This window comes from Serratia sp. BNK-10 (assembly GCF_047456065.1).
Classification (GTDB): Bacteria; Pseudomonadota; Gammaproteobacteria; order Enterobacterales; family Enterobacteriaceae; genus Serratia; species Serratia ureilytica.
In genome coordinates this window covers 1,026,109-1,052,407 of record NZ_CP179894.1, presented here as the reverse complement: position 1 = coordinate 1,052,407, position 26,299 = coordinate 1,026,109, and the positions used below count along the sequence as shown (strand labels likewise).

Below are 26,299 nucleotides of genomic sequence, written 5' to 3'. Positions count from 1 at the left end.
TTATGGCTTTTCGTTTGTACAGCAACGATCTGCAGGACGGCGGCACAATGCCGCAGACGCAGGTCTTCAACGGCATGGGCTACCGCGGCGATAACCTGTCGCCGCACCTGGCCTGGGACGGCGTGCCCGCCGGCACCAAAAGCTTCGTCGTCACCCTGTACGATCCCGATGCCCCGACCGGCTCCGGCTGGTGGCACTGGGTGGTGGCCAATATTCCGGCCGACGTGCGCGAGCTGCCGCAGGGCGCAGGCTCCGGCAAAGCGCCGCTGCCGAGCGCCGCGCTGCAAACCCGTACCGACTTCGGCTCGGCCGGTTACGGCGGCGCCGCGCCGCCGAATGGCGAACGCCACCGCTATCAGTTCACCGTGCATGCGCTGGACGTGGAAAGCATTGAGGTGGATGAAAGTTCCAGCGGCGCGTTGGTGGGCTTTAACGTGCATTTCCACAGCCTCGGCAGCGCCACGCTGACGGTGATGTTCAACTGATTGATCTCCGCCCATAAAAAAGCGCGGCTCAACCGAACCGCGCTTTTCTGCTCTGCCCGCCGAATTACTTCGCCAGCACGCTTACCCACATCGGGCCTTTGCCCACCGGATAACGCGCCAACATAGTCAGCTGACCGCTGGCCTGATCAATTTCATGCACCGCGATGTGATCGGACTTCTGGCCGGACGAAATCACGAAGCGGCCGCTGTGATCGATATTGAAACCGCGCGGTTGCGCTTCGGTCGGATAATAGCCGACCACGCTCAACGTGCCGCCGTCTTCGGAGACGCTGAAGAGGGTCAGAATGCTGGCGGTGCGATCGCTGGTGTACAGGAAGCGGCCGTTCGGCGTGATATGAATGTCCGCCGCCCAGCGGGTGCCGTCGAAATCGTCCGGCATGATATCCAGCGTTTGCGTCATGGTGTATTTGCCGCCGTTTTCCGAAATGGCCAGCACGTCCACCGTGCCGTTCAGCTCGTTGACGCAATAAGCGAACTTGTCGTTGTGGTGGAACGCCATATGGCGCGGACCGGCGCCGGCGGCGATATCCACCGCGTCCTGCGCGTGCGGCGTCAGCTGGCCCGCCAGGCTCAGGTTGAACAGACGGATGCGGTCTTCTTTCAGACACGGTACCAGCACCAGCTGGTTGGTCGGATCGATGTTGGCGGAGTGCGGCGCGCTCAGGCCGTCGATCTGTTGGATCGGCGCCGTGACCACGCCGTCGTGGCCGATCGGGCTGATGCTGGCGCAGTTGCCGCTGTAGGAAGCGGAGAACAGGTAACGCCCCTGCAAATCGGTGGAGATATGGGTCGGGCTGCCCGGCAGCGGCGCCATGCCGGCCTGCTGCAGCGTGCCGTCCGCCTCGATGCGGTAACTGACGATGCCGAACGCCGGACGCACGCCGACGTACAGGTGAGTCTTGTCCGGATGAAGGGTCATCGGCTGCACCTGGCCCGGCACATCAACGGTTTGCAGCAGCGTCAGCGCGCCGGCGTCGTCCAACTGCCAGACGTGGATCTGCTGGCTCTCCGGGCTGGCGACATAAACGATTTGCTTCATGTGTTCTCCTTGCAAAGGGTAAAAGAGGAACCGGTTTCAGGCCGTTCGATTGTCCCTAGCTTACCGCACATCCGTCGCATGGCAACCCTGCTTAGCACCGGAAGCTCACGCGGTTTTCTCCATTGGCTATCCGGTGTACCATCGGATTAATTTTATGGCTAACGATAACGAGAACCCTATGAGCTACCGCGTCATCGCCCTCGATCTTGACGGCACCCTGCTGGACAATCAAAAACGCATCTTACCGCAGTCGCTGGAAGCGCTGGCGCAGGCGCGCGCCGCCGGCGTCCAGGTGGTGGTGGTCACCGGCCGCCATCACGTCGCCATCCATCCGTTCTACCAGGCGCTGCAGATTGACACGCCGGCCATCTGTTGCAACGGCACTTACCTGTATGATTTTCAGCAGAAAAAGGTGCTGGCCGCCGATCCCTTGGCGAAGGAGCAGGCCAAACAGGTGCTGCAGATGCTCAAACAGACCGACATTCACGGGCTGATGTACGTTGACGACGCCATGCTGTATCAGGAACCGAGCGGCCACGTGACTCGCTCGCTGGCCTGGGCCGAAACCCTGCCTGCGGCGCAGCGCCCGACGCTGCTGCAGGTCAGCAGCCTGGCGCAGGCGGCCGACGACGCGCAGGCGATCTGGAAATTCGCCACCTCGCACGCCGATATTCCGGCGCTGCGCGAGTTTGCCGACACGGTGGAAAAAGAGCTGGGGTTGGCGTGCGAATGGTCCTGGCACGATCAGGTGGATATCGCCAAAGGCGGCAACAGCAAAGGCAAGCGCCTGCGCCAATGGGTGGAATCGCAGGGACTGAGCATGGATCAGGTGGTGGCGTTCGGCGACAACTACAACGACATCAGCATGCTGGAAGCGGTCGGTTTGGGCGTGGCGATGGGCAACGCCGATGACGCGATCAAGGAACGCGCCGATCTGGTGATCGCCGATAACCTGCAGCCGGGCATCGCCGAGGTGATCCGCACCCGCGTACTCTAGTCTTTTCGCCCTCCCGCCGGGAGGGCCTGTCTTAGCGGCTCTCGCGGCTGATCGACACGCTCTTCACCTGCGCGTACAGCCACTGCCCGGGGCGGATCGCCAGTTCGTCTCGCGCCCACGGCGTGATGCGCGCCCACAGCACGTGTTCCCCGACCGCCAGCTTCACTTCCACCTGCCCGCCCACGTCCAGACACTCGCTGACCTTGGCCGGCAACACGTTGCGAATGCTGCTGTTGACCGGCGGTTGCAGCACCAGCGAGACGTCGGCGGCGTTGATACGAATGCGCAGTTGGGTGCCCAATTCGGCGTCGATGCCGCTGACCCACAGCCGCTGATCGCCGAGCGCCAGCGCGGTCATAGCATAGCGTTGATGATGCTCAATCACGCTGACGCGCAGCACGCTGCTCTGATCTTCACGCTGCAGCCACGGCCGCAGCGCGCTGCTGGCCCAGACGGCTTCCAGCCCGCCGAACGCGCGCACCTCGCCGCGATCCAGCACCATCACCTGCTCGGCCAGACGCAGGATCTCGTCCAGGCTGTGGCTGACGTAGAGGATAGGGATGTTGACGTCCTGCGCCAGCCTCTCCAGATACGGCAGCAGCTCGCGTTTGCGCGGCAGATCGAGCGAGGCCAGCGGTTCGTCCATCAGCAGCAGTTCCGGCGCCGTCAGCAGCGCGCGGCCGATCGCCACCCGCTGTTTTTCACCGCCGGAGAGCGTCAGCGGCAGCCGATTGAGCAGCGGCCCGATGCCCAACAGCTCGACGATGGTGTTGAACTGCGCGCGCATGCCGGCCGCCATGCCGTACTGCAGGTTGCCGCGCACCCGATAGTGCGGGAACAGGCGCGCATCCTGAAATACATAGCCGATACGGCGCTTTTCCGGCGGCAGGCAGAGGCCCGCGGCGGTATCCACCAGCGTGCGGCCATTAAGCGCGATGCGCCCCTGCTGCAGGCGGGTCAGGCCGCCGATGGCGTTGATCAATGAAGTTTTGCCTGCGCCGGACAGGCCGAAAATCGCGGTGATGCCCTGCGCCGGCAAATCGGCGCGGACGTTGAGATTGAGGTCGCCCAGCTGCTGCGAGAAATCCAGCTCCAGCATTTACACCCCCATCCGTTTGCGGCCCCAGCGGGCCAGCCATTCGGACACCATCAGCGAAGCCAGCGACAGCACGATGGCGATCACGCACAGACGCGCGGCGGCGGCCTCCGCCCCCGGCGTTTCAATCAGCGTATACATCGCCAGCGGAATGGTGCGGGTTTCACCGGGAATGTTGGAGACGAAGGTAATGGTGGCGCCAAACTCCCCCAGCGAACGGGCGAAGGCCAGCACCACGCCGACAATGACGCCGGGCAGCGACAGCGGCAGCGTGATGGTGAAAAATACCCGCCACGGATTGGCGCCCAGCGTGCGCGCCGCCTGTTCCAGCCGGGTATCCACTGCCTCCAGCGCCAGCCGAATGGCGCGCACCATCAGCGGAAACGCCACCACCGCCGACGCCAGCGCGGCACCGCGCCAACTAAAGCTGAAGCTGAAGCCGAACCAATCGTACAACCGCTCGCCGATGACGCCGCGCCGCCCCATGGCGATCAGCAGCAAATAACCGACCACCACCGGCGGCAGCACCAGCGGCAGGTGAATGACGCCATCGAGCAGCGCCTTGCCGGGAAAACGGCAGCGCACCAGCACCCAGGCCATCAGAATGCCGAACGGCAGGCTGCAGACTACCGCCAAACCGGAAACTTTCAGGCTCAGCTCAACCGCCTGCCACTCGTACTCGCTCAGAATCATTTACGCGGGGTGAATCCATAATGTTCGAAAATAGCGGCCGCTTCCGGGCTCTTCAAATAGGTATAGAAAGCGCTGACCGTCGGATTTTGACGATCTTTCACAATCGCCATCGGATATTCAACCGGTTTGTGGCTGTCTTCCGGGAACACGCCCACCACTTTCACCTTGTCGCTGGCGACCGCGTCGGAACCGTAAACGATGCCGAGCGGCGCCTCACCGCGCTCCACCAACGCCATCGCGCTGCGCACGTTGTTGGCGCGCGCCAGTTTAGGCTCCAGCGTGCGCCAGGCGCCCAGATGCTCCAGCGCCTCTTTGGCGTAGATGCCGGCCGGCACGTGATCCGGATCGCCCACCGCCAGGCGGCCGCCGTTCAGCAGCGTGGCCCAATCGGTCTGCTTGTCGATGGCGATCTTGTGTTGTTTATCGTTCTTGGCGGCGATCAGCACCAGTTCGTTGCCCAGCAGCGTATAGCGGGTGTCTTTCACCATCTGCTGCTTGTCGATGGCGTAATCCATCCACTGTTGATCGGCGGAGATAAACAGATCGGCCGGGGCGCCCTGCTCAATTTGGCGCGCCAGCGTCGAGGACGACGCGAAGGAGGAAACCACCTGCACGTCCTTGCCTTTTTGATACTGGGTGGCGATGTCCTGCAGCGCGTTGGTCAGCGACGCGGCGGCGAACACGGTGATCTTTTCCGCCGCCGAGGCCTGAGTCACCAGGCCCGATGCCAACACGATCCCGCCAACCCATTGGGTCCATTGCTGTTTCATTGTTTTTCTCCGCAAGTTAACGTGCATTATCACTCTTCGTTATATAAAAAATAATATAACGTTGCGCGAAAGCTTGTCATGCGGTTTATCGGCAAAGCGTGAGATAACTTGAGGAATGCCCGCCGGGCGATGCCGACGGGTATCGGGATGGGGAACGGTCAGTGCTGGGTGCGGTTTTCTTTCGAACGGCCCACTTTGGAGAAGACGTTGAACACTTCGCCAAAACCGTAGATCAAGCCGAGAATGAGCGCCATGACCACCGGCACCATCACCACGGCGAATAACAGACTTTTCAATAATTCCAACATGATAGCCTCGCTTAACTGCCCATTGAGCGGCAAATGCCTTTCACCGCATATCGGGTTATTCTAACCCAAAAAATCGCTAAAACCGGAGTTATTTTAGCCAGCGAGGCGAAATTGTGATCGGCCAAACGTGCCCTTTGGCGCTTTGCCGCCAAATCGGCGACAATACGATTTTTGCCGCCGACAGGATGCGCTATGCAGGCCGAAATTCTTCTGACTCTCAAACTCCAGCAAAAGCTGTTCGCCGATCCGCGCCGCATCGCGCTGCTGAAACAGGTGCAGCACACCGGCTCCATCAGCCAGGGCGCCAAACTGGCGGGCATCAGCTACAAAAGCGCCTGGGACGCCATCAATGAGATGAACCAACTGGCGGAACAAACGGTGGTGGAACGCGCCACCGGCGGCAAAGGCGGCGGCGGCGCGCATCTGACGCACTACGGCCAACGGCTGATCCAGCTGTACGATCTGCTGGGCCAGGTGCAGCAAAAAGCCTTCGACGTGCTGCAGCAGGACGATCTGCCGCTCGACAGCCTGCTGGCGGCCATCTCGCGCTTCTCGCTGCAAACCAGCGCGCGCAATCAGTTTTTCGGCACCGTGATCGAACGCGACCACCAGCAGGTACAGCAGCATCTGGCGATCCTGCTGAACGACGGCAGCACTCGCCTGACGGCGGCCATTACCCAGCAAAGCGCCGATCGGCTGCAGCTGACGCCCGGCAAAGAGGTGCTGGCGCTGATCAAGGCGCCCTGGGTGCGTCTGAGCGTCGATGCGGCCGATAACGCCGACGCGGATAATGCGCTGGCGGGCGTGGTGGCTGGCATTCAGCCAGGCGCCGAACACAGCGAGGTGCTGGTGACGCTGGCGGGCGGCGAAACCCTGTGCGCCACCCTGACGACGGCGGAGCTGCAGCGCCTGCAGCTGAGCGTCGGCGACGCCGTACACGCCCTGTTCAACGCCGATCGGGTGATTGTCGCCACGTTGTGTTAAGCGCAACGTGATGTTGCGTTTTTGTTGATTGACATCACCCGGCAATGCGCCTATTTCTAAGGCAAATAATTGCAAAAAAAGGAACAGGTGATGTCGTCGTTGCACATTTCGCAAGGTTCATTCCGCTTGAGCGATACCCGCACCCTGACGCTGGAAGCGCTGGCGATCCAGGCCGGTGAAAGCTGGGCCTTCGTCGGCGCCAACGGCAGCGGCAAATCCGCCCTGGCGCGCGCGCTGGCCGACGAACTGGTTCTGCTGCGCGGCGAACGCCGCAGCGATTTTCAGCATGCGGTGCGCATCTCCTTCGAACAGTTGCAAAAGATGGTCAGCGACGAGTGGCAACGCAACAATACCGATCTGCTCAGCGCGGACGAAGACGACACCGGCCGTACCGCGGCGGAGATCATTCAGGAAGAGGTGAAAGACGCCGCGCGCTGTGAGCGACTGGCCGCGCAGTTCGGCATTACCGCCCTGCTGACGCGCCGCTTCAAATACCTCTCCACCGGCGAAACGCGCAAAACCCTGCTGTGCCGCGCGCTGATGCCGCAGCCCGACCTGCTGATCCTCGATGAACCTTTCGACGGGCTGGACGTCCACTCGCGCGCGCAGCTCGCCGCGCTGCTGAGCGAGCTTTCCGCCCAGGGGCAGACCGTGGTGCTGGTGCTCAACCGTTTCGACGAAATACCGGATTTTGTCCGGCAGGTGGGCGTGCTGGCGGACTGCACCCTGACCAACCGTGGACCGCGCAGCCAGGTGATGGCGGACGCGCTGGTGGCGCAGCTGGCGCACAGCGAAAATCTCAGCGGGCTGGCGCTGCCGGAAACGGAGGACCCGACGCAAAAAGAGGCCCTGCCGGCGGATCGTCCGCTGATCGTCCTGCGTGACGGCGTGGTCAGCTATAACGATCGGCCGATCCTCAATCATCTCGACTGGCAGGTTAACCCTGGTGAACACTGGCAGATCGTCGGCCCGAACGGCGCCGGCAAATCCACCCTGCTCAGTTTAATCACCGGCGATCACCCGCAGGGCTACAGCAACGATCTGACGCTGTTCGGCCGCCGCCGCGGCAGCGGGGAAACCATCTGGGAAATCAAACGCCATATCGGCTACGTCAGCAGCAGCCTACATCTGGATTATCGCGTCAACACCAGCGTGCGCAACGTGGTGCTGTCGGGGTTCTTCGATTCGATCGGCATTTATCAGGCGGTCTCGGATCGCCAGCGGCAGCTGACCGAGCAATGGCTGGCGCTGCTCGGGCTCGACGGCGCGCGCGGTGACGCCCCGTTCCACAGCCTTTCCTGGGGCCAACAGCGATTGGCGCTGATCGCCCGCGCGCTGGTGAAGCACCCGGCGCTGCTGATCCTCGACGAGCCGCTGCAAGGGTTGGATCCGCTCAATCGCCAGCTGGTGCGCCGCTTCATCGACGTGCTGATCGGCCAGGGCGCCACGCAGCTGCTGTTCGTTTCGCACCATGCCGAAGATGCGCCGCAGTGCATCACCCACCGCCTCAGCTTCGTGCCCGACGGCGAGGGCGGCTACGGCTATCAACACCAGCGGCTGGAGGCGGCCTCCGTCTGAAACGCGGCGTAAACATATCCGGCAACACTTCACCGCAGCACATCACATTTGGCCTTTTATCATAGAAAGAAAGAAGGCCATTTTCTGGAGACGCCATGTCCGCTGCGTTGATTATCATCGACCTGATCGAGGATCTTATCGGGCCCAAAGGCCGCGCCAACCACTGCCGTGAACAGGTGGCGGCGACCCACCTGCTCGCCAACGTCAATGCCGCCGCGGCCTATGCGCGGGTGCGAAAAATCCCGGTAATTTGGGTGCGGGTGGGATTCGCCGACGATTATCATGACATCCCGCCTCACTCGCCGCTGTTCAACCATCTCAAGCAGATCGGCGCGCTGCGGCTAAACGGCCCGGGATGCCGCTGGGTGCCCGAACTGCACCGGGAAGAGACCGATCTGCAGTTTGAAAAAACGGCGGTTAGCGCCTTCTCCGGTAACAATTTGTTAGCCTGGCTGCGGCAACATCGGTGCCACCATTTGCTGCTGGCGGGCATCAGCACGCCGCTCGCCATCGAAAGCACCGCGCGTCAGGCGCACGACGCCGGCTTTCAGGTGACCGTATTGCACGATCTGTGCGCAGCCCCTACGCAGGAGATCCACCAGCAGAGTCTGGATACCCTGCAAAATCTGGCCGAAATCACCCGTTCGCAGGCCTGGATGAGAGGCTAACCCGCATCGCCGCCGGTTGTGTCAGCCGGCATAATGCACGAATGCATCACTGCCCCGACCTTTAGCGTCATTCTGGTGTGCTACTATCCGCTTTAGCGCTCAATTTCGCCATCATCGCACGCCGCAAAGGCGCTGAGCGCCGTGTACATATTTAAGGGATATATTATGTGGGGCGTACTGGCTGCTTCGTTATTTTTCTTGCCGTTTAACCGGCTGATAGCCTGGGTGATCCTGGCCGCCTCGGCGGGCATGGGGCTTTATCATGGGGTGCTGACGCCACTCAGCCTGGGTTGCCTGTTGGCCATCGTGGCGCTGGCGGGGCTGCGTCATCATTTTCGCGCGCAGCGTAATCTGGCGATCGCGCTCGAAGGGTTGGTGATCGCCGGCTGCGTGGCGCTGTTCTTGCATCTGGTGCCGGGCATCCACAACCAGCTGATGATCGACGGCGAAAAAGCCGGCCCGCTCAGCGCGCCGTTCACCATGTATTACAACTTCGACAAGGCGATGGTGCCGTTCCTGCTGTTCGCCTGCTTGCCCACATTGTTTTCCGCCGAACGCGGCGGCAACGGCGGCAAGGCGGGCTGGATTGCGCTGCTGCTGGCCGTGCCGGCGCTGTTGCTGCTGGCGGTAGCGCTGGGCGGCTTAAAAATCGAGCTGCATGCGCCTGCCTGGATCCTGCCCTTCGTCATGGCGAACCTGTTCTTCGTCTGCATGGCCGAAGAAGCGCTGTTTCGCGGCTACCTGCAGCAGCGCCTCAGCCAGTGGCTGGGGGCCTGGCCGGCGCTGATTGTCGCCTCCCTGGTGTTCGGCGCCGCGCATCTGGCGGGCGGTACGCTGATGGTGATCTTCGCGACCCTCGCCGGGTTGATCTACGGCCTGGCGTGGATGTGGAGCGGCCGTCTGTGGGTACCGATTCTGTTCCATTTCGGACTGAACCTGACCCATCTGCTGTTCTTCACCTACCCGCTGTATCAGCATCCCTAACGTCTGACGCCGGCAGAGAGCGCTTCTCTGCCGGTGGCTGGATGAAAACGCTATCACAAGCGCCTCACCGCCCCGCCATCAACCGCTTTGCATGCTGCTTTACGCCGCCTGTCCGGCGCTTTTCACCGAAGTGTAAACGATTCCATTTTTCGCGTTAGATCACCTTTTTATCGCTGTAGCCATGCTATCTTTTTGCGCATTGACCATTCCCTGTTCAGCAATGGGCGTATCAAGACGGTAATTGGAAGCGATTACACCCTCGTCGACGCCAAGAAAGGAACCGTATGACGGAATTTAACCCTATCGACCATCCGCACCGCCGCTTTAACCCGCTGAGCGGCCAGTGGGTGCTGGTCTCACCGCACCGCGCCAAGCGCCCCTGGCAGGGCCAACAGGAGAGCGTTCCCACGGCAACGCTGCCGACGCACGATCCTGACTGTTTCCTGTGCCCGGGCAACGCGCGCGTCACCGGCGATCGCAATCCGGAATATCGCGGCACCTATGTCTTTACCAACGATTTCGCCGCGCTGATGAGCGATACGCCGCCGGCGCCCGACAGCCACGATCCGCTGATGCGCAGCCAGAGCGCGCGCGGCGTCAGCCGGGTTATCTGCTTCTCTCCCGATCACAGCAAGACCCTGCCCGAACTGACGCTGCCGGCGCTGGAGCAGGTGATCGCCGCCTGGCAGGCGCAAACCGAGGAGCTGGGCAAGCACTACCCCTGGGTGCAACTGTTCGAAAACAAAGGCGCGGCGATGGGCTGCTCCAACCCGCACCCGCACGGGCAGGTCTGGGCCAACAGTTTTCTGCCGAACGAGGCCGAACGCGAAGATCGCCTGCAACACGACTATTTCCGGGAACATGCCTCCCCGCTGCTGCAGGACTATGCGCAGCGCGAGCTGGCCGCAGGCGAACGCATCGTGGTGAACACCGAACACTGGCTGGCGGTGGTGCCCTACTGGGCCGCCTGGCCGTTTGAAACGCTGCTGCTGCCGAAAACGGCGGTGCAGCGCATCACCGATCTCAGCGCGGCGCAGAGCCGCGATCTGGCGCTGGCGCTGAAGAAGTTGACCAGCCGCTACGACAACCTGTTCCAGTGCTCGTTCCCCTATTCGATGGGATGGCACGGCGCGCCGTTCAACGGCGCCGACAACCGGCACTGGCAGCTGCACGCCCATTTCTATCCGCCGCTGCTGCGTTCAGCCAGCGTGCGCAAATTTATGGTCGGTTACGAGATGCTGGCGGAAACCCAGCGTGACCTGACCGCCGAACAGGCCGCAGAGCGTCTGCGCGTCGTCAGCGATATTCATTACCGTGAAGCCGGAGCCCAAGCATGAGCCTGAAACCGCTTACCCATTCCCTGTTTACCGAACACTTCGGCTATGCGCCGGCGTTGACCATCCAGGCGCCGGGGCGGGTGAACCTGATCGGCGAGCATACCGATTACAATGACGGCTTCGTGCTGCCCTGCGCCATTGATTACCAAACCGTTATCGCCTGCGCCAAGCGCGACGACCGTCAGATCCGCGTGCTGGCCGCCGATTATCAGAATCAGCAGGATCAATTCTCGCTCGACGATCCGATCGTCAGCCATCCCGACCAGCGCTGGTCCGACTATGTCCGCGGCGTGGTGAAGCACCTTCAGCGCCGTAACGCCGATTTCGGCGGCGCGGATCTGGTGATCGCCGGCAATGTGCCGCAGGGCGCGGGGCTCAGCTCCTCCGCCGCGCTGGAAGTGGCGGTGGGCCAGGCGCTGCAGGCGCTCTATCAGCTGCCGCTGGACGGCGTGGCGCTGGCGCTGAACGGCCAGGAGGCGGAGAACCAATTCGTCGGTTGCAACTGCGGCATCATGGACCAGTTGATCTCCGCACTCGGCCGGCGCGACAGCGCTCTGCTGATCGACTGCCGCTCGCTGGAGACCCGCGCGGTGCCGATGCCGGACAGCGTGGCGGTGGTGATCATCAACTCCAATGTGCAACGCGGGCTGGTGGACAGCGAATACAACACCCGCCGCAAACAGTGCGAAGAAGCGGCGCATTTCTTCGGCGTCAAGGCGCTGCGCGACGTCAGCCCCGAACAGTTTGCAGCGCGTCAACATGAGTTGGATCCGTTGGTGGCCAAACGCGCGCGCCATGTCATCAGCGAGAATGCCCGCACGCTGGCGGCGGCCGATGCGCTGGCGGCCGGCGAGCTGCAACGCATGGGCCGGCTGATGGCGGAGTCCCACGCCTCGATGCGTGACGACTTCGAAATCACCGTGCCGCCAATCGATCGGTTGGTCGAGATTGTCAAAGCGATCCTCGGCCCGCGCGGCGGCGTGCGCATGACCGGAGGCGGCTTTGGCGGCTGCATCGTCGCGCTGATGCCGCAGGACCTCGTGGAAACGGTGCGCGCCGCCGTGGCGCACGAGTATCCGCTGCAAACCGGCGGATTGCGGGAAACGTTTTACGTCTGCCAGGCTTCGCAGGGGGCCGGCACATGCTGACGGTGAGCACGGAAGCGGCGCCCGATGGGCAGCCTTACCAGCTGACGCGGCTGCAAAACGCCGGCGGCATGACCGTCACCCTGATGGACTGGGGCGCCACCTGGTTGTCCGCGGTACTGCCGCTCACATCCGGCGAAAAACGCGAGCTGCTGCTCGGCTGCCGCAGCGCCGCGGACTATCAACGTCAGGGCGCCTATCTGGGCGCCACCGTTGGCCGTTACGCCAACCGCATCGCCAATGCCAGCCTGCCCATCGACGGTAAATCCCATGCGCTGCTCGCCAATCAGGGCGCGCACCAGTTGCACGGCGGCCCCGACGGTTTTCATGCCCGCCGCTGGCGCCGGGTACAGCAGGATGCGCAACAGGTCTGCTATACGCTGCATTCAGCGGATGGCGATCAGGGCTTCCCCGGCAATCTCAACGTGCAGGTTTGCTACCGCCTGACCCCCGATAATCGTCTGGAAATCAGCTATCTGGCGCAGGTCGATCGCCCCTGCCCGGTCAACCTGACCAACCACGCCTATTTCAATCTGGACGGCCCCGGCACCGACGCCCGCGCCCAACGGCTGCAGCTGTTCGCCGATCGCTATCTGCCCGTCGACGCCGAGGGCATTCCCTGCGCCGAGCTGACGCCGGTGGACGGCAGCGGCATGGATTTTCGTCAACCGAAAACGCTGCTGCAGGATTTCCTGCGCGATCGCGACCAACAGCGGGTCAACGGCTACGATCACGCCTTTCTGTTGCACCGCATCTGCGGCGCGCTGGAAAGCCCGGCGGCCCATTTATGGTCCGCCGACGGGCAGGTGCAAATGAGCGTGTTCACCGACGCACCTGCGCTGCAACTCTACAGCGGCAATTTTCTGGCCGGCACGCCGGCGCGCGACGGCGGCAGCTATGCCAACCATGCCGGCGTGGCGCTGGAAAGCGAGTTTTTGCCGGACAGCCCGCACCATCCCGAGTGGCCGCAGCCGGATTGCTGGCTGCAGCCGGGGAGCCGCTACCGCAGCGCCACGCATTATCAGTTTTATCCTATCTGACCCGCCATGCCCCTCGCCGTGCGGCCGGGGGCGATTTGTTATAAATGCTTACCTTTTAGCCCTATCCCCCCGCCGGCGCCCACCTTCCCTTATTCCAAAGCGCGCACTACACTCAGGCTACCGTGATAAGCACAACGCCTTGTGCAACGTCACAATTTTCGGCCGATGGCGGCCAATCAATAGCTGAAGGAACACCTATGCGTCTGATTACTGCACTTCCATTGCTGGCGGGCTTAATGCTGAGCACCAATCTGATGGCGGCCGACGCGACGACGGCGACGAAAACGCCTTCGCCGGCGCAGGCGGCCCAACAGAAACGCATGACCGATTGCAACCAGCAGGCATCCACCAAGTCGCTGAAAGGCGCGGATCGCTCCACCTTTATGAGCACCTGTCTGAAATCCGAAGGCGCCGCTGCGACGGGCAAAACCCTGACGCCGCAGCAGCAGAAGATGAAAACCTGCAACGCCGACGCCAAGACCAAGGATCTGAAGGGCGACGCGCGTAAAACCTTCATGAGCAACTGCCTGAAAAAATCGGCCTGATTTTCCCTCTGCCACGGCGCGTCCGAAGCGATTCCGACGCGCCGTTTCTCCCCCTTCCGCCTCAGGCTGAACGATTCAGCTTTTTCCTTTCTCCAGCCCTTACTTTGCGGCAAGAAATTGGCTATGGTTAGACACTATCGATTGCCGAGCCCCGGCCCGCGGCAATATAATGATTTTCGTTATCATTGAAATGTCAGATTATTAAGGAGTTAAGCTATGGCTGTAACTAAGCTGGTTCTGGTGCGTCACGGCGAAAGCCAGTGGAACCAAGAAAACCGCTTCACCGGTTGGTATGATGTTGATCTGTCCGACAAGGGCCGCACCGAAGCGAAAGCAGCAGGCAAGCTGTTGAAAGAAGAAGGTTTCACTTTCGACTTCGCTTACACCTCCGTACTGAAGCGCGCGATCCACACCCTGTGGAACATCCTCGACGAGCTGGATCAGGCCTGGTTGCCAACCGAAAAATCCTGGAAGCTGAACGAACGTCACTACGGCGCGCTGCAGGGTCTGAACAAAGCCGAAACCGCTGAAAAATACGGCGACGAGCAAGTGAAACAATGGCGTCGCGGCTTCGCGGTGACCCCGCCGGAGCTGACCAAAGAAGACGAACGTTACCCTGGCCACGATCCGCGCTACGCCTCGCTGAGCGAGCAAGAGCTGCCGCTGACCGAAAGCCTGGCGCTGACCATCGATCGCGTTATCCCTTACTGGGACGAAGAGATCCTGCCACGCATCAAGAGCGGCGAACGCGTGATCGTTGCGGCGCACGGCAACTCGCTGCGCGCGCTGGTGAAATACCTGGATAACCTGAGCGAAGACGAAATCCTCGAGCTGAACATCCCAACCGGCGTGCCGTTGGTGTATGAGTTCGACGAGAACTTCAAACCAACCAAACGTTACTACCTGGGTAACGCCGATGAGATCGCTGCAAAAGCGGCGGCCGTGGCGAACCAGGGTAAAGCGAAGTAATTTCGCCGGTTCACGAAAAAGCCCCCGGTTTTTACCGGGGGCTTTTTTATTTCTGCTGCGCCATCGCCTCATTCACCGCATCCAGCCGTTCCTGCATCGCCGGATGAGTGCTGAGCCAGGCAGGCAGCGCCCAGTCATCGGTCTTTTCTCGTTCAGGCGCCTGTGCCAACGCGCGGTAGATCGCCGCCATTTCCGCCAGCGAACGCCCCTGGCGCTGCATTTCCGCTATCGCAAACGCATCCGCCTCACGCTCCATCCCGCGAGAAAACTGCATCTCATTTACGAAGGATGCGGACTGCAGCAACGTGTCGCCGATGCCGCTGACGTCACCCGTCATCCACATCAGCGTCAACGCCACCAGTGACGAACGCACCAACATGCGCATCGGATGGCGATAAGCGTGATGCCCCATTTCGTGCAGCATCACCGCCGCCAAGCCATCGTCGTTTTTCGACAAGGTGACCAGGCTATCGCTGAGCACCAGCGTGCCGTCCGGCAACATAAAGGCGTTCGGCGCGCCGGGCGCCGCCATCAACTTCAGCGAGAGCGGCGTGCGCTCTTGGCGCATGTCGGCCGGCATCACCTGCCGGAACAGCTGCTGCAGCGCCCGTTGCCGTTCGGCCGGCAGTGCCGAGGGCGCGAAGCCACTCTGCTCCAAGAACGTCTGCGTATGTTCGCCCAGCTTCTGTTCCACCGAGGTGGGAATGCGCATGGCGATCTCGCTGCTCGCCCACGGCAGCACCACGTAAACGTAAGTCACTACCGCCAGCAGCGTCATCAGCAGCGCCAGGGCGACGCCGCGTTTATGGCGTTCCAGGCGATGCACCCACCCCGGCGAACGGCGCTGATAGAACCAGCGGCGAAAGGCCGCGTCGTCGTCGGGCACAAAACGCCCGCCGCCCTTGAAGGTAAGCGTCAGCGGAATATTGCCCAGCGCGGCAGAAACGGTGATGTCCGTCAGCGGGATGTAACGCTGTTCATCCTGCCGCTGCAACGTCACGCCTTCGCCGCTTTCGTTCACCAGCAGACGAGCCGCCTCACGTGCGGCCCGCCCCGGCAACTGATAAGCGCCTTCAAGGATCATCGGCGCCTCAGAAGCTGCCGCCCAGATCCAGCGCCTGCACCGCTTCTTCGGCCACCGCGCTGTTGGCGGTTTCCTGATGCGCCGTAATGTCCAGCAGCGCCAGATCGCCTTCAACCGCCGTGCACGCCGCCAGATAACGGGCATGACGCACTTCCGCCACCGGCGCCGCCAAACCGAGCGAGAACAGGGTAATCAGGGTATTGGTGATCAACAATCCCATGTACGGCAGCGTTTTCATTGAGGAATGCAGCTTGATGTCGCCGTTCAGCCTTGCCTGGTTAAACAGGTAGTTGCGTTGGGCGACAACCTGGTAGCTGCTGGCCACCAGGGCGCCGATCAGCAGCACCACCATCATCAGCAGAAGGCTGCTGATATTGTCCAGCACCAGCACATCGATGGCTTCGTTGGTCAACATGCCCATCAACACCATCTGATAGAGGGTAAAGAAGAACGAACCGATGCACACCAGCGCGACCAACATGAACGGCAGGAATATGAGCAGGCCGATCAAGGCAAATTTGATAAAGGCCGATTTCTTCAGTTCGGCAATAAACGGCGTGTTCCCGAAAAACAGGTTATTAACGTACAAATCATGCTGCAGTGCGCTAATAATGCCGTTTACCGCCGCAAATGCCGGCACGGCCAAAATCAGCGTCAGCACCAGCATAAATGCGATGGCGTTGATGCTGCCAAGACCGCTGCCAATGCCGAGCAAGACGATCAGACCGACATACAGTCCGATAATCAGCAATAACGGGCAGAACAGCAAAGCCCAATAGGCGCGCCCGGTGCGGCAGACATAATTAAAGCGCACGCCGCGATAGCTCGACATAATCGCATTGTAGCGCCAGCTGCGGATAACAATCCACGGCAACAGGGCAAGCAATACCAGCAGCGCCAACAGCCCCAGCAATGGCGTCACCGCCAGCAGGAAATAAAATACGATGATGCCGCCGATCACCAACAGCCGTCCTTTCAGAATTTGCAGCGGCTGCGCATGATAATCGAAACGATCGCCGTCCAATTCCGTGTTGCCGTAAAAATAGCGACGACGACGCACCGTCGCCCAGGCGGAATAGATGCCCAGGGTCAGAGCGGTCAATAACGCGTTGACTAACCAAATAGCGAAGTACTCACCACCTTTCCCATGGAATTTAATCCGGTGCAGCCCCAGCGGCTGCGAGGTATTGTTTGTCATAATTCTTTCATCCTGAAAGGAATAAGGTCATACCACTCCCCACTTATTAGGCCTGCGGGGTTTATGGAATAAAAAAGCGTCTTATATAAGCACAATGCCGAGAGCGGTGACAATTATTCTTTTATTAAATAGGAATAATGCGAATACGGCCGCTTAAAGATTTAATAAGCCTATTGACTGTAGGCCTTAAATTGACAGGAGATATAAAATTTTAAGGTAAATAGAAAAAGGGCCCGCTGGCGAGCCCCTCTTTACGCGATTAACCGCGGCGCGCTTTCACCGCCGCCGCCAGATCGCGCAGCACGGTTTCGGTATCCTGCCAGCCGATGCAGCCGTCGGTGACGCTCTTGCCGTAAACCAGCGGCTCGCCGCTTTCGAGGCTCTGGTTGCCTTCCACCAGGTGGCTTTCGATCATTACACCGATAATCGCTTTTTCACCGCCGCCAATTTGCCCGCAAACATCGGCACTCACGTCCATCTGTTTTTTGAACTGTTTACTGCTGTTGGCATGGCTGAAGTCGATCATCACCTGCGCCGGCAGCCCCGCTTTGCTCAAACCGGCTTTGACGTCCTTCACATGCGCCGCGCTGTAGTTTGGCTCCTTGCCGCCGCGCAGGATAATGTGGCAGTCACCGTTGCCGCTGGTGTTAACGATCGCCGAGTGGCCCCATTTGGTCACCGACAGGAAGCAGTGCGGCGCGCCGGCGGCGTTGATGGCGTCGATCGCCACCTTGATGGTGCCGTCGGTGCCGTTCTTGAAGCCGACCGGGCAAGAGAGACCGGAGGCCAGTTCACGGTGCACCTGCGATTCCGTGGTGCGCGCGCCGATGGCGCCCCAGCTCATCAGATCCGCCAGGTACTGCGGCGTGATCATGTCGAGGAATTCGCCGGCGGCCGGCAACCCGCTGTCGTTGATCTCCACCAGCAGCTTGCGCGCCAGGCGCAGGCCGTCGTTGATGTTGAAGCTGTTGTCCATTTGCGGATCGTTGATCAGGCCTTTCCAGCCCACGGTGGTGCGCGGTTTTTCGAAGTACACGCGCATCACCACTTCCAGCTCGCCGCTCAGTTCTTCACGCAGCGCCAGCAGGCGCCCCGCGTACTCTTTGGCGGCTTGGGTATCATGGATGGAGCAAGGGCCAATTACCACCAGCAGGCGATCGTCGCTGCCGCGGAGGATATTGTGAATTGCGCTGCGGGCCTGGGACACCGTCTTTGCCGCGCGTTCAGTGGCCGGGAATTTCTCCAGCAAAGCCACCGGCGGCAGGAGTTCCTTAATATCATTAATGCGTAAATCGTCGTTTTGGTAATTCATAGCTTTTCCATTCGGTATCGTGGGGTATTTCGCAGTGCGTAACGGTGTAGATCCCAACAATCTAGCCTGTGAGAATGGCGCTGTAAATCACCTTTGCCCCCCGCCGCTGGAACCGCCAAATTAACAGCAGATTGTGCTGTTTCATCTGGCGAGCGCAGAGCCTCCTTTTTCGCTATGCTAGCGATCAGAATATAAAGTGACCCGAGTTGAACATGCCCTCTCTGCTATTAGTTGATGACCACCCGGTGGTTCATGTCGCACTGGAAGCGGCGCTAATGAAATCATCCCGCCCCTACCGCCTGCAGGCGGCGCAGGATGACGTACAGGCGCTGGCCCTGCTGGCCGAGGCCGCTTTCGGCCTGGTGATCCTGGATATCGGCCTGCCGCAGGTCGACGGGCTGCAGCTGTTGAAAAAAATCCGCCGACGCTATCCGCAACAAAAGATCCTGATCTACACCGCGCAGGAAGCCGATGTCTATGCGCGCATGGCGCATGCCGCCGGCGCCGACGGTTTCGTCAATAAAGGCAGCTCGCTGGCGGAGTTGGTGCAGGCGATCGAACAGGTGCTGGACGGTGAAATCAGCTTCCCCGCCGCCGCGCTGGCCGAAGAGGCGCCGACGGCGGACGGCGGGCTGCTCACCCCTAAGGAGCTCGAGGTGCTGGGCTTGCTGAGCCAGGGGCTGTCCAACCTGCAGATCGCCGACCGGCTGCACATCAGCAACAAGACTGTCAGCACGCACAAAAAAAACATCCAGCGCAAAACCGGCGCCGGCAACCTGCTGGAACTGGTGGCGGTGTTTAAAGAGCTGGCGCCATGATGCGCCGCGCCCTGCTGCTGCTGATCCTGTGGTGCGGCCTGGCGCAGGCGGCGGAGCCGGTGCGCTATCAGCTGGTCAGCAACCTGAATACCCCCGAGAATATGCTGATCGTCGGCGAGAAAAATCCCTGGCGCGATCGCACGCTGCGCGTCGGCATCATCAGTGAGAACACCAGCCCGTACAACATCATCGTGGACGACGATCTGTATGGGCTGAACGCCGACTACCTCGGCTATATTCAGCAGGTGACCGGCATCCGCTTCGCCATTTACGGCTTCGCCGATCTGACCCAGCTGGAACAGGCGCTGCACGACGGCAAGGTCGATCTGCTGTACGGCATCCCGCAGAGCGAAGCGCTGCACGGGCTGGAGATCTCCCAGCCTTACTACATCAGCAACCTGCGCGTATTGCGCGATCGCAGCAACGATAGGCCGGTGATGCTCAATTCCGCCAACGCCCGCGTCGCGATCGGCGCGCTGACCGACATGCAGTCCGGCGGCGCCCTGCAGGCGGTGGCGTCGCAGATCCAGCGCTACGACAACAACCTGCAGGCGGTCTATTCGCTGCTCAACGGCAGCAGCGACTACTTTATCGCCGACGAGGCCAGCGCCAGCTTTATCATCGACCAGCTGCAGCTCGGCCAGCTCTATCAAATTGAAAGCAACGAGAACCTGGGCAACCTCTCCTTCGTGTTCGCCGCCGCCGACCCGCGCCTGATAGACACGCTGGACACCGCCATCGCCGACGCGCCGATGGAACTGATGAATGCCCTGCAGAGCCGCTGGAGCAAAAAGATCCCCAGCTACCTCGATACCGGCAATGCCGATCTGACGACGATGGAGAAGAATTGGGTGGCGAGCCACCGCGTGGTTTACTACGCCGCCATCGAGAACAACTTCCCGTTCGCCTACCGCGGTTCCGACGGCCAGCCGCGCGGCTACGCCATCGATATTCTCAACATCATCGCGCAAAACACCGGGCTGCGTTTCGCGCCGCTGTGGGCGCGCAACGCCGAGCAGGCCGATCAGCTGGTGCAATCCGGCCAGGCCAGCTTCCGCGCCGCCCTGCCGCTGGCGCGCGGCGTCAAGGCGCGCTATGGCGCCAGCATGCCGATCCACCGTTCGCTGTGGGGCGTTTATGTCGGCCAGTATGCCAACGGCGTCTCGACCTGGAGCGATCTGGCCGGCAAGCGCATCGGCGTGCTGCAGGGCGATTTGGCTCAGGGGCTGGTGCCGGATCAGGAACAGACCGTCAGCTTCGCCGACAGCAAGTCGATGTACGACGCGCTGGCCAACGGCCAGTTGGATGCGCTGGTGGATAACGTCATTTCCGCCAACTTTTTGGCGCTGTCGCGCTATTCCGGCGCGATCAAACTGGCCTTCGCCGCCAACAACATCCCCTATCCGGTAGCGTTCGGCGTACGCCGCGATCAGCCGCTGCTGCTGGCGATCCTCGATAAAAACCTGATGCAGATCCCGGCGGATACCCTGCAATCGCTGCGCGACGAGTGGATCGTCGACCGCAGCAACCTTATCGACGCGGTGAACGACAACCGCATGCCGCCGCAGACCACCTGGCTGCTGGCGCTGTTGGCCGCCGCCACCGTGTTGCTGTTGGCGCTGACGCTGCGCCGTTTCATGCTGCAGCGCCGTGAAAAACGCGAACGCGAGGAGCTCGAGCAGGCGCGCCGCCGCGCCGAAGCGGAAAACCGCATGAAGAGCAAATTCCTCGCCACCGTCAGCCATGAACTGCGCACGCCGATGCACGCCATCCTTGGCCTGCTGGAACTGGAACTCAAACGCCAACCTGCGCCGGAAGGCCTGCCGGTGATTTACAGTTCGGCCTCATCGCTGCTCAACCTGCTCAACGACCTGCAGGATCACGCCCGACTGGAAACCGGGTCGTTGACGTTGGCGCCAAAACCGGTGGCGCTGCGCCCCTGGGTCGCTCGCATTGACGCCCTTTACCGGCCGCTTATCGGCGAACGGCCGTTGACGTTGAAGGTGACGGCGGATCCGGCGCTGCCGGAGGCGGTGGTCATTGATGGTGAGCGTTTACTTCAGGTGGCTAACAACCTGATAAACAATGCGATAAAGTTCACGACGCGCGGAACCATTCAGGTCGAGGTCGGCTGGCGCGCGCAGGATAAACGACGGGGAGAGTTGCAGTTAACGGTGAACGACAGCGGCTGCGGCATCGCCGCCGATGAGGTAGGCAAGCTGTTTCAACCGTTTTACCGCGCGCGCGGCGCGCAACGCATCTCGGTGCAAGGCACCGGTTTGGGCCTGTCTATCTGCAAAGAAATCGTCGAACAGATGGGCGGCCGCATAGAGCTGCACTCGCAGCCGGGCGTCGGCACCCGCGTCGAGGTAGTGATACCGGTCGAGCTGAGCGGCGACGCGCCGGCTGGCGTTCAGGAGGAGCACACCTTTGCTCTGCCGTCTTCCGCCTTGCGTACCGCGCTGATCGACGATCATCCCACCAATTTGTTGCTGCTGGAACGCCAACTGCGCCACTTCGGGCAGCAACCCGCCCGCTTCGAACAAGGCTATGCGCTGCTGAAGGCCCAGCGCCGGCAGCCGTTTGACCTGCTGTTTATCGACTATAACATGCCGCGCCCGGACGGCCTGACGCTGGCCAGGCTGATCCGGCGCGACGAACAGCGGCTGCAGCGCCCGCCTTGCCGCATCGTGCTCTGTTCGGCGGACGTGCAGGAGTTTACCCGCATCCCGCCGGGGCTGGTGGCGATCGATCACTTCCTGACCAAGCCGATTTCGCTGACGGCGATCGGCCAGGTATTGGCTCAGCAACCGCAGGCTCAGGAAGAAAAGTCAGTCCTTACTGACCTACGGCAAACGCTGGCCGAAATGGCGGGCGGCGATCGCGCCATGCTGCAGCGGCTGGCGCAGACGCTCGGCGATACGCTGCGGCAAGACCGGCAGCGGCTGGCGGACGCCGTCGCCGCGAACGACTGGCCTCGCCTGGAGCAGGCGGCACACCGCATCAAGGGCAGCCTGCTGATGCTGCAGCTGCCGGAAGCCGCGCAGCTGTGCCAACAGCTGGTGGATACCGCACGTCGGGGCGAGCTTGCCGCCGCCGCTTATACTAAATTAAAGGCGTTAGTGGCGCAGATAGAACCGGAGCTGGACGCTCTGCTCGCCGCCGCCCCCTCTTTCGCTATGCATAAGGATGAATAATGTCGGACACTCCACACGTACACCTGCCGAAAGACAGTAACAGTAATAGTAAACGCCTACTGACCGCTTTTTTAGTCACCGCCGTCTTTATGGTGGCCGAGGTGGTCGGCGGCCTGTTGTCCGGCTCGCTGGCGCTGTTGGCCGACGCCGGCCATATGTTGACCGACGCCGCCGCGCTGCTGGTGGCGCTGATGGCGGTGCACTTCTCCCAGCGCAAACCCAACGCGCGCCACACCTTCGGCTACCTGCGCCTGACCACGCTGGCGGCCTTCCTCAACGCCGCGGCGCTGCTGGTGATCGTGGTATTCATCCTGTGGGAGGCGATACGGCGTTTCTTCGAACCGCAGCCGGTGATGGGTACCCCGATGCTGATCATCGCCATAGCGGGGCTGCTGGCGAACCTGTTCGCCTTCTGGCTGCTGCATCGCGGCAGCGAAGAGAAAAATATCAACGTGCGCGCCGCCGCGCTGCATGTGCTGGGCGACCTGCTCGGCTCGGTGGGCGCTATCGTCGCGGCCATCGTTATTCTCGCCACCGGCTGGACGCCGATTGACCCGATCCTGTCGGTGTTGGTCTCCTGTCTGGTGCTGCGCAGCGCCTGGCGGCTGCTGAAGGAGAGCTTCCACGAGCTGCTGGAAGGCACGCCGCAGGAGGTCGATATCGCCAAGCTGCAAAAAGACCTGTGCCTGAACATCCCGGAAGTGCGCAATATCCACCACGTACACGTCTGGCAGATCGGCGAACAGAAGCTGATGACGCTGCATGCGCAGGTGATCCCGCCACATGACCACGATGGGCTGTTGCAACGCATCCAGGCTTATCTGTTGCAACACTACAAGATCGGCCACGTGACCATTCAGATGGAGTACCGGCACTGCGAGACGCCGGACTGCGGTATCAATCGGGCGCCGGAGCCGAGTGAACACTCACATGCCGAGGCGCATTCGCACCTGGGGCATCGCCACTAAGCCAAGAGGGCGCCATCACGGCGCCCTCTGCGTTGTTACGGAGCGGAAGATAACGGATTGGAATGGTTGCGCCCGGCGCTCTTGATCCACAGCCAGGAGCCGTTCAGCGCGATCAACGTCAGAATGACGTACTCCAGCGCCATCGCGTAAACGCCCTGGTAAGCGAAGATCGCCACGCTGATGACATCGATCACCACCCACAGCAGCCAGTTTTCCACGTACTTGCGCGTCATCAGGATCATCGCCACGATGGACAGCACCATCATCGCCGAATCCCAGAACGGTAAGGCGTCCGGCTGCAGCGTCGGCATCTGTACGTTCAGCCCCAGCCCTTGCATCACCGCCACCGCAATCTGCGTCAGCCAGGCGAACACGCGGTCGATGTTAAAGGTCATCAGGCCAATGCCGATGACGCACACCGCCGCCCAAGCCAGCGCTTTCGGCAGCGGCAGCCAGCGGATCTGCAGCTCAGCCTGATTATCCTGCGTCTGGCGGCTCCAGGCATACCAACCGTAAATATTGGCGCCGAAGAAAAACAGCTGCAGCAGCAGGCTGGCGTACAGCTGGATCTGGAAGAAAATCACCGCGAACAGCGTGACGTTGATCAGGCCGAACAGGTAGTTGACGATTTTTTCCTTGCTGGCGTACCAGATGCACAGCAATCCGAACAGCGTGCCGATGGCTTCGATCCACGACAGATCGTAACCGCCCGCGCCAAGCGGAATGTGCACCAGAATATTGCTGGTACTGAAGAAGCTCATGAGGTCATCCTTTTAAACGGTTAAGCGTTGCCTTTAACCTGCATCTTAAGCTGAGCGGCGAAATCCAGCATGCGGTTCAGCGGCACCAGCGCCTTTTCACGCAGCGCGGCGTCCACGTGGATCTCATGCTGTGCGCCCCCCTGCTCCAGACCTTCGGCAATCGCCTTCAGGCCATTCATCGCCATCCACGGGCAATGCGCGCAGCTGCGGCAGGTCGCGCCTTCTCCGGCGGTCGGCGCTTCGAACAGCTCCTTGTCCGGACAGGCCTGCTGCATCTTGTAAAAGATACCGCGATCGGTAGCGACGATCAGCTGTTGATGCGGCAATGTTTTCGCCGCCTGAATCAACTGGCTGGTAGACCCCACCGCATCCGCCAGCTCGACCACCGCCTGAGGCGATTCGGGATGCACCAGGATAGCCGCCTGCGGATAGAGCGCCTTCATGCGCCGCAGCGCCTGGGTCTTGAACTCGTCATGGACAATGCAGGCGCCTTGCCAGCACAGCACGTCAGCGCCGGTCTGCTTCTGCACGTAGCTGCCGAGATGGCGATCCGGCGCCCAGATAATTTTCTCGCCCAGACTATCCAGATGCTCGATCAGTTCGACGGCGATGCTGGAGGTCACCACCCAGTCGGCGCGCGCTTTGACCGCCGCCGAGGTGTTCGCATAGACCACCACGGTGCGATCGGGATGGCTATCGCAAAACGCATGGAACTCCTCTTCCGGGCAACCCAGGTCAAGCGAACATTCGGCAAACAGGGTCGGCATCAGCACCTGTTTTTCCGGGCTGAGGATCTTGGCGGTCTCCCCCATGAAGCGCACGCCGGCCACCAACAACGTGGAAGCCGGATGGGCGCTGCCGAAGCGCGCCATTTCCAGCGAATCCGCCACGCAGCCACCGGTTTCTTCCGCCAGCGCCTGGATTTCCGGATCGGTATAGTAGTGGGCGACCATCACCGCATTGCGCTGCTTGAGCAAGGTTTTGATCTTTTCGCGATAAAAGGCTTTTTCCGCTACGTCCAGCGGTACCGGTTTGGGCGGGAAAGGATACACCGCCGCGTTGACATCAAACATTTCACTCATCGCTGCAATCTCATGCTAGGCTGGGCGCCTGCCATTTGAATATCGCCTGCCGCAACGCCCTTGGTTTTATATACTAAACAAAATACCTAAAATTGCGCGAAAAGTCCGCTGATATTTTCAAATTTGCGCACTTAGTGTTTAATGGATTAAAAATACTGGAATGAGCCGCGCAGAACACTGCGGATAATGGCCTGGCGAAGACGCATAACGCCCAGGGAAGACCCGGATGCCGATTAGCGCAGAGTTGAAACGAGAAAGCAGGGATTCAGGTTGGGGTGCTGCAGAGGCGAAAAAAGCGCCAAAAGGCGCTTTTTTCTGAATTGGTGGGTCGTGCAGGATTGATTCGGCCTGTGGCCTCACCCTGTGGGCAACGCTGCGCGTTGTCGTATCGCTGCGCGATGCTCGAACCTCTACGGTTCTCATCCTGCACAACTCGGTAAACTCTGTTGGCAAGAGGATAAGTCAGGTTTGGGTGTTACAGAAACGAAAAAAGCGCCAAAAGGCGCTTTTTTCTGAATTGGTGGGTCGTGCAGGATTCGAACCTGCGACCAATTGATTAAAAGTCAACTGCTCTACCAACTGAGCTAACGACCCGCAGTGTGGTGGGTGATGACGGGCTCGAACCGCCGACCCCCTCCGTGTAAAGGAGATGCTCTACCAACTGAGCTAATCACCCACTGCTGTGGTACTGCTATTTTTCACATCCTGCTCTATCAAAGAGTGGTGGGTCGTGCAGGATAACTCGGCCTTTGGCCTCGCCCTTGCGGGCCATCACCGGGGTGATGTTGTCTCGCTTCGCGAGACTCGAACCTCTACGGTTCTCATCCTGACGATTTAACACCTTGCTCTATCAAAGAGTGGTGGGTCGTGCAGGATTCGAACCTGCGACCAATTGATTAAAAGTCAACTGCTCTACCAACTGAGCTAACGACCCACTGATGTGGTTTACTGCTGATGGCGAATAGGCTACAAAAACCGACTCGCGGAAAACAAGGATGGGGATGTTCAGGACAACTCGACGGGTACTCGACTCGGACCTTTACTTTGCCACATCAAACCGATTCTGAAGCTGCCATTCTCGAAGAATGGTGGGTCGTGCAGGATAACTCGGCCTTTGGCCTCGCCCTTGCGGGCCATCACCGGAGTGATGTTGTCTCGCTTCGCGAGACTCGAACCTTTACGGTTCTCATCCTTTACGATTCTCTATCGCAGCCATTCTC

The 26,299-nt window shown here is 61.0% G+C and carries 24 protein-coding genes, 3 tRNA genes and 3 other RNA genes; 14 read left to right on the top strand and 16 right to left on the bottom strand.

From position 1 onward, the window contains the following. Positions 1-2: 2 nt before the first annotated feature. On the top strand, positions 3-485 hold the full coding sequence (locus ACMGG9_RS05085; protein ID WP_213587407.1) for a kinase inhibitor: 483 nt from the start codon (positions 3-5) through the stop codon (positions 483-485). 64 nt (positions 486-549) lie between these two features. On the opposite strand, the gene pgl is transcribed toward ACMGG9_RS05085, so the two are convergent. Then, positions 550-1,545, bottom strand: coding sequence for a 6-phosphogluconolactonase (gene pgl, locus ACMGG9_RS05080; RefSeq protein WP_170853364.1), 996 nt, complete (start codon positions 1,543-1,545; stop codon positions 550-552). A 178-nt stretch (positions 1,546-1,723) separates the two neighbouring features. Between pgl and ACMGG9_RS05075 the strand changes: the two genes are divergently transcribed. Then, positions 1,724-2,542, top strand: a complete 819-nt coding sequence (locus tag ACMGG9_RS05075) for a pyridoxal phosphatase (protein WP_414162262.1) — start codon at positions 1,724-1,726, stop codon at positions 2,540-2,542. A gap of 31 nt (positions 2,543-2,573) precedes the next feature. Here the strand turns inward: ACMGG9_RS05075 and modC are convergent, their stop codons facing one another. From modC to ACMGG9_RS05055, 4 genes are all read right to left on the bottom strand, one after another. Next, positions 2,574-3,641, bottom strand: coding sequence for a molybdenum ABC transporter ATP-binding protein ModC (gene modC, locus ACMGG9_RS05070; protein WP_043136662.1), 1,068 nt, complete (start codon positions 3,639-3,641; stop codon positions 2,574-2,576). Next, entirely contained in the window at positions 3,642-4,331 is a 690-nt protein-coding gene (gene modB / locus ACMGG9_RS05065; protein ID WP_033642225.1) for a molybdate ABC transporter permease subunit, read from the bottom strand. It lies immediately after the preceding gene. Next, positions 4,328-5,101, bottom strand: coding sequence for a molybdate ABC transporter substrate-binding protein (gene modA / locus ACMGG9_RS05060; protein ID WP_047025683.1), 774 nt, complete (start codon positions 5,099-5,101; stop codon positions 4,328-4,330). Before modA ends, modB begins: the two co-directional genes overlap by 4 nt. Before the next feature lie 158 nt (positions 5,102-5,259). Then, positions 5,260-5,409, bottom strand: a complete 150-nt coding sequence (locus ACMGG9_RS05055; RefSeq protein WP_004939813.1) for an AcrZ family multidrug efflux pump-associated protein — start codon at positions 5,407-5,409, stop codon at positions 5,260-5,262. A 192-nt stretch (positions 5,410-5,601) separates the two neighbouring features. Here ACMGG9_RS05055 and modE point away from each other — a divergent pair, with 192 nt between their 5' ends. From modE to gpmA, 9 genes are all read left to right on the top strand, one after another. Next, positions 5,602-6,393, top strand: a complete 792-nt coding sequence (modE, locus tag ACMGG9_RS05050; protein WP_033652348.1) for a molybdenum-dependent transcriptional regulator — start codon at positions 5,602-5,604, stop codon at positions 6,391-6,393. A 90-nt stretch (positions 6,394-6,483) separates the two neighbouring features. After that, entirely contained in the window at positions 6,484-7,971 is a 1,488-nt protein-coding gene (gene modF / locus ACMGG9_RS05045) for a molybdate ABC transporter ATP-binding protein ModF (RefSeq protein ID WP_096242819.1), read from the top strand. Between the two features lie 95 nt (positions 7,972-8,066). Then, positions 8,067-8,639: a cysteine hydrolase family protein gene (locus ACMGG9_RS05040; RefSeq protein WP_033642216.1), complete on the top strand. Its 573-nt coding sequence runs from the start codon at positions 8,067-8,069 to the stop codon at positions 8,637-8,639. A 165-nt stretch (positions 8,640-8,804) separates the two neighbouring features. Then, positions 8,805-9,623 carry a CPBP family intramembrane glutamic endopeptidase gene (locus ACMGG9_RS05035; RefSeq protein WP_147880393.1) on the top strand — a complete coding sequence of 273 codons (819 nt, stop codon included), beginning with the start codon at positions 8,805-8,807 and terminating at the stop codon, positions 9,621-9,623. Between the two features lie 284 nt (positions 9,624-9,907). Then, positions 9,908-10,960: a galactose-1-phosphate uridylyltransferase gene (gene galT, locus ACMGG9_RS05030; protein ID WP_414161947.1), complete on the top strand. Its 1,053-nt coding sequence runs from the start codon at positions 9,908-9,910 to the stop codon at positions 10,958-10,960. Further along, positions 10,957-12,108, top strand: coding sequence for a galactokinase (galK, locus tag ACMGG9_RS05025; protein ID WP_182074690.1), 1,152 nt, complete (start codon positions 10,957-10,959; stop codon positions 12,106-12,108). Before galT ends, galK begins: the two co-directional genes overlap by 4 nt. Further along, a complete protein-coding gene (gene galM, locus ACMGG9_RS05020) occupies positions 12,102-13,145 on the top strand; it encodes a galactose-1-epimerase (RefSeq protein ID WP_164107181.1) in 1,044 nt (347 codons plus the stop codon). Before galK ends, galM begins: the two co-directional genes overlap by 7 nt. A 197-nt stretch (positions 13,146-13,342) precedes the next feature. Further along, positions 13,343-13,690, top strand: coding sequence for a PsiF family protein (locus tag ACMGG9_RS05015; RefSeq protein ID WP_033652343.1), 348 nt, complete (start codon positions 13,343-13,345; stop codon positions 13,688-13,690). Between the two features lie 216 nt (positions 13,691-13,906). Next, the gene (gpmA, locus tag ACMGG9_RS05010) at positions 13,907-14,659 is read left to right on the top strand and encodes a 2,3-diphosphoglycerate-dependent phosphoglycerate mutase (protein ID WP_016928714.1); all 753 of its coding nucleotides are present in this window, start codon (positions 13,907-13,909) and stop codon (positions 14,657-14,659) included. Between the two features lie 46 nt (positions 14,660-14,705). Here gpmA and ACMGG9_RS05005 read toward each other — a convergent pair whose 3' ends face one another. From ACMGG9_RS05005 to aroG, 3 genes are all read right to left on the bottom strand, one after another. After that, on the bottom strand, positions 14,706-15,743 hold the full coding sequence (locus tag ACMGG9_RS05005) for a M48 family metallopeptidase (RefSeq protein WP_046686585.1): 1,038 nt from the start codon (positions 15,741-15,743) through the stop codon (positions 14,706-14,708). A gap of 7 nt (positions 15,744-15,750) precedes the next feature. Beyond that, a complete protein-coding gene (locus ACMGG9_RS05000) occupies positions 15,751-16,941 on the bottom strand; it encodes a YjgN family protein (RefSeq protein WP_033642207.1) in 1,191 nt (396 codons plus the stop codon). A gap of 259 nt (positions 16,942-17,200) precedes the next feature. Further along, the gene (aroG, locus tag ACMGG9_RS04995; RefSeq protein WP_025301893.1) at positions 17,201-18,253 is read right to left on the bottom strand and encodes a 3-deoxy-7-phosphoheptulonate synthase AroG; all 1,053 of its coding nucleotides are present in this window, start codon (positions 18,251-18,253) and stop codon (positions 17,201-17,203) included. A gap of 212 nt (positions 18,254-18,465) precedes the next feature. Between aroG and ACMGG9_RS04990 the strand changes: the two genes are divergently transcribed. Genes ACMGG9_RS04990 through zitB form a run of 3 tightly spaced genes read left to right on the top strand, consistent with a single transcriptional unit; the run spans position 18,466 to position 23,236 of the window. Beyond that, positions 18,466-19,071 (top strand): response regulator, encoded by a 606-nt coding sequence (locus ACMGG9_RS04990; protein WP_033642206.1) that lies wholly within the window; start codon positions 18,466-18,468, stop codon positions 19,069-19,071. Continuing rightward, on the top strand, positions 19,068-22,268 hold the full coding sequence (locus ACMGG9_RS04985) for an ATP-binding protein (RefSeq protein WP_414161946.1): 3,201 nt from the start codon (positions 19,068-19,070) through the stop codon (positions 22,266-22,268). The genes ACMGG9_RS04990 and ACMGG9_RS04985 overlap by 4 nt, the downstream gene beginning before the upstream one ends. After that, positions 22,268-23,236 (top strand): CDF family zinc transporter ZitB, encoded by a 969-nt coding sequence (gene zitB / locus ACMGG9_RS04980; protein ID WP_047025689.1) that lies wholly within the window; start codon positions 22,268-22,270, stop codon positions 23,234-23,236. Before ACMGG9_RS04985 ends, zitB begins: the two co-directional genes overlap by 1 nt. A 35-nt stretch (positions 23,237-23,271) precedes the next feature. Here zitB and pnuC read toward each other — a convergent pair whose 3' ends face one another. The 8 genes from pnuC to ACMGG9_RS04940 all read right to left on the bottom strand — a co-directional run bounded on the left by pnuC (position 23,272) and on the right by ACMGG9_RS04940 (position 26,290). Further along, complete coding sequence (pnuC, locus tag ACMGG9_RS04975; protein ID WP_414161945.1) at positions 23,272-23,997, bottom strand: nicotinamide riboside transporter PnuC; 726 nt, start codon at positions 23,995-23,997, stop codon at positions 23,272-23,274. 20 nt (positions 23,998-24,017) lie between these two features. Further along, complete coding sequence (gene nadA, locus ACMGG9_RS04970) at positions 24,018-25,079, bottom strand: quinolinate synthase NadA (protein ID WP_015376982.1); 1,062 nt, start codon at positions 25,077-25,079, stop codon at positions 24,018-24,020. Positions 25,080-25,400: 321 nt separating this feature from the next. Beyond that, positions 25,401-25,523, bottom strand: a non-coding RNA gene (locus ACMGG9_RS04965) — RtT sRNA. 74 nt (positions 25,524-25,597) lie between these two features. Further along, a tRNA-Lys gene (locus tag ACMGG9_RS04960) sits at positions 25,598-25,673 on the bottom strand. 6 nt (positions 25,674-25,679) lie between these two features. Further along, a tRNA-Val gene (locus ACMGG9_RS04955) sits at positions 25,680-25,755 on the bottom strand. Between the two features lie 45 nt (positions 25,756-25,800). Further along, a non-coding RNA gene (locus tag ACMGG9_RS04950) (RtT sRNA) lies at positions 25,801-25,924 on the bottom strand. A 13-nt stretch (positions 25,925-25,937) separates the two neighbouring features. After that, positions 25,938-26,013: transfer RNA gene (locus ACMGG9_RS04945), tRNA-Lys, on the bottom strand. 152 nt (positions 26,014-26,165) lie between these two features. Beyond that, positions 26,166-26,290: non-coding RNA, RtT sRNA (locus ACMGG9_RS04940), on the bottom strand. Between the last annotated feature and the right edge of the window lie 9 nt (positions 26,291-26,299).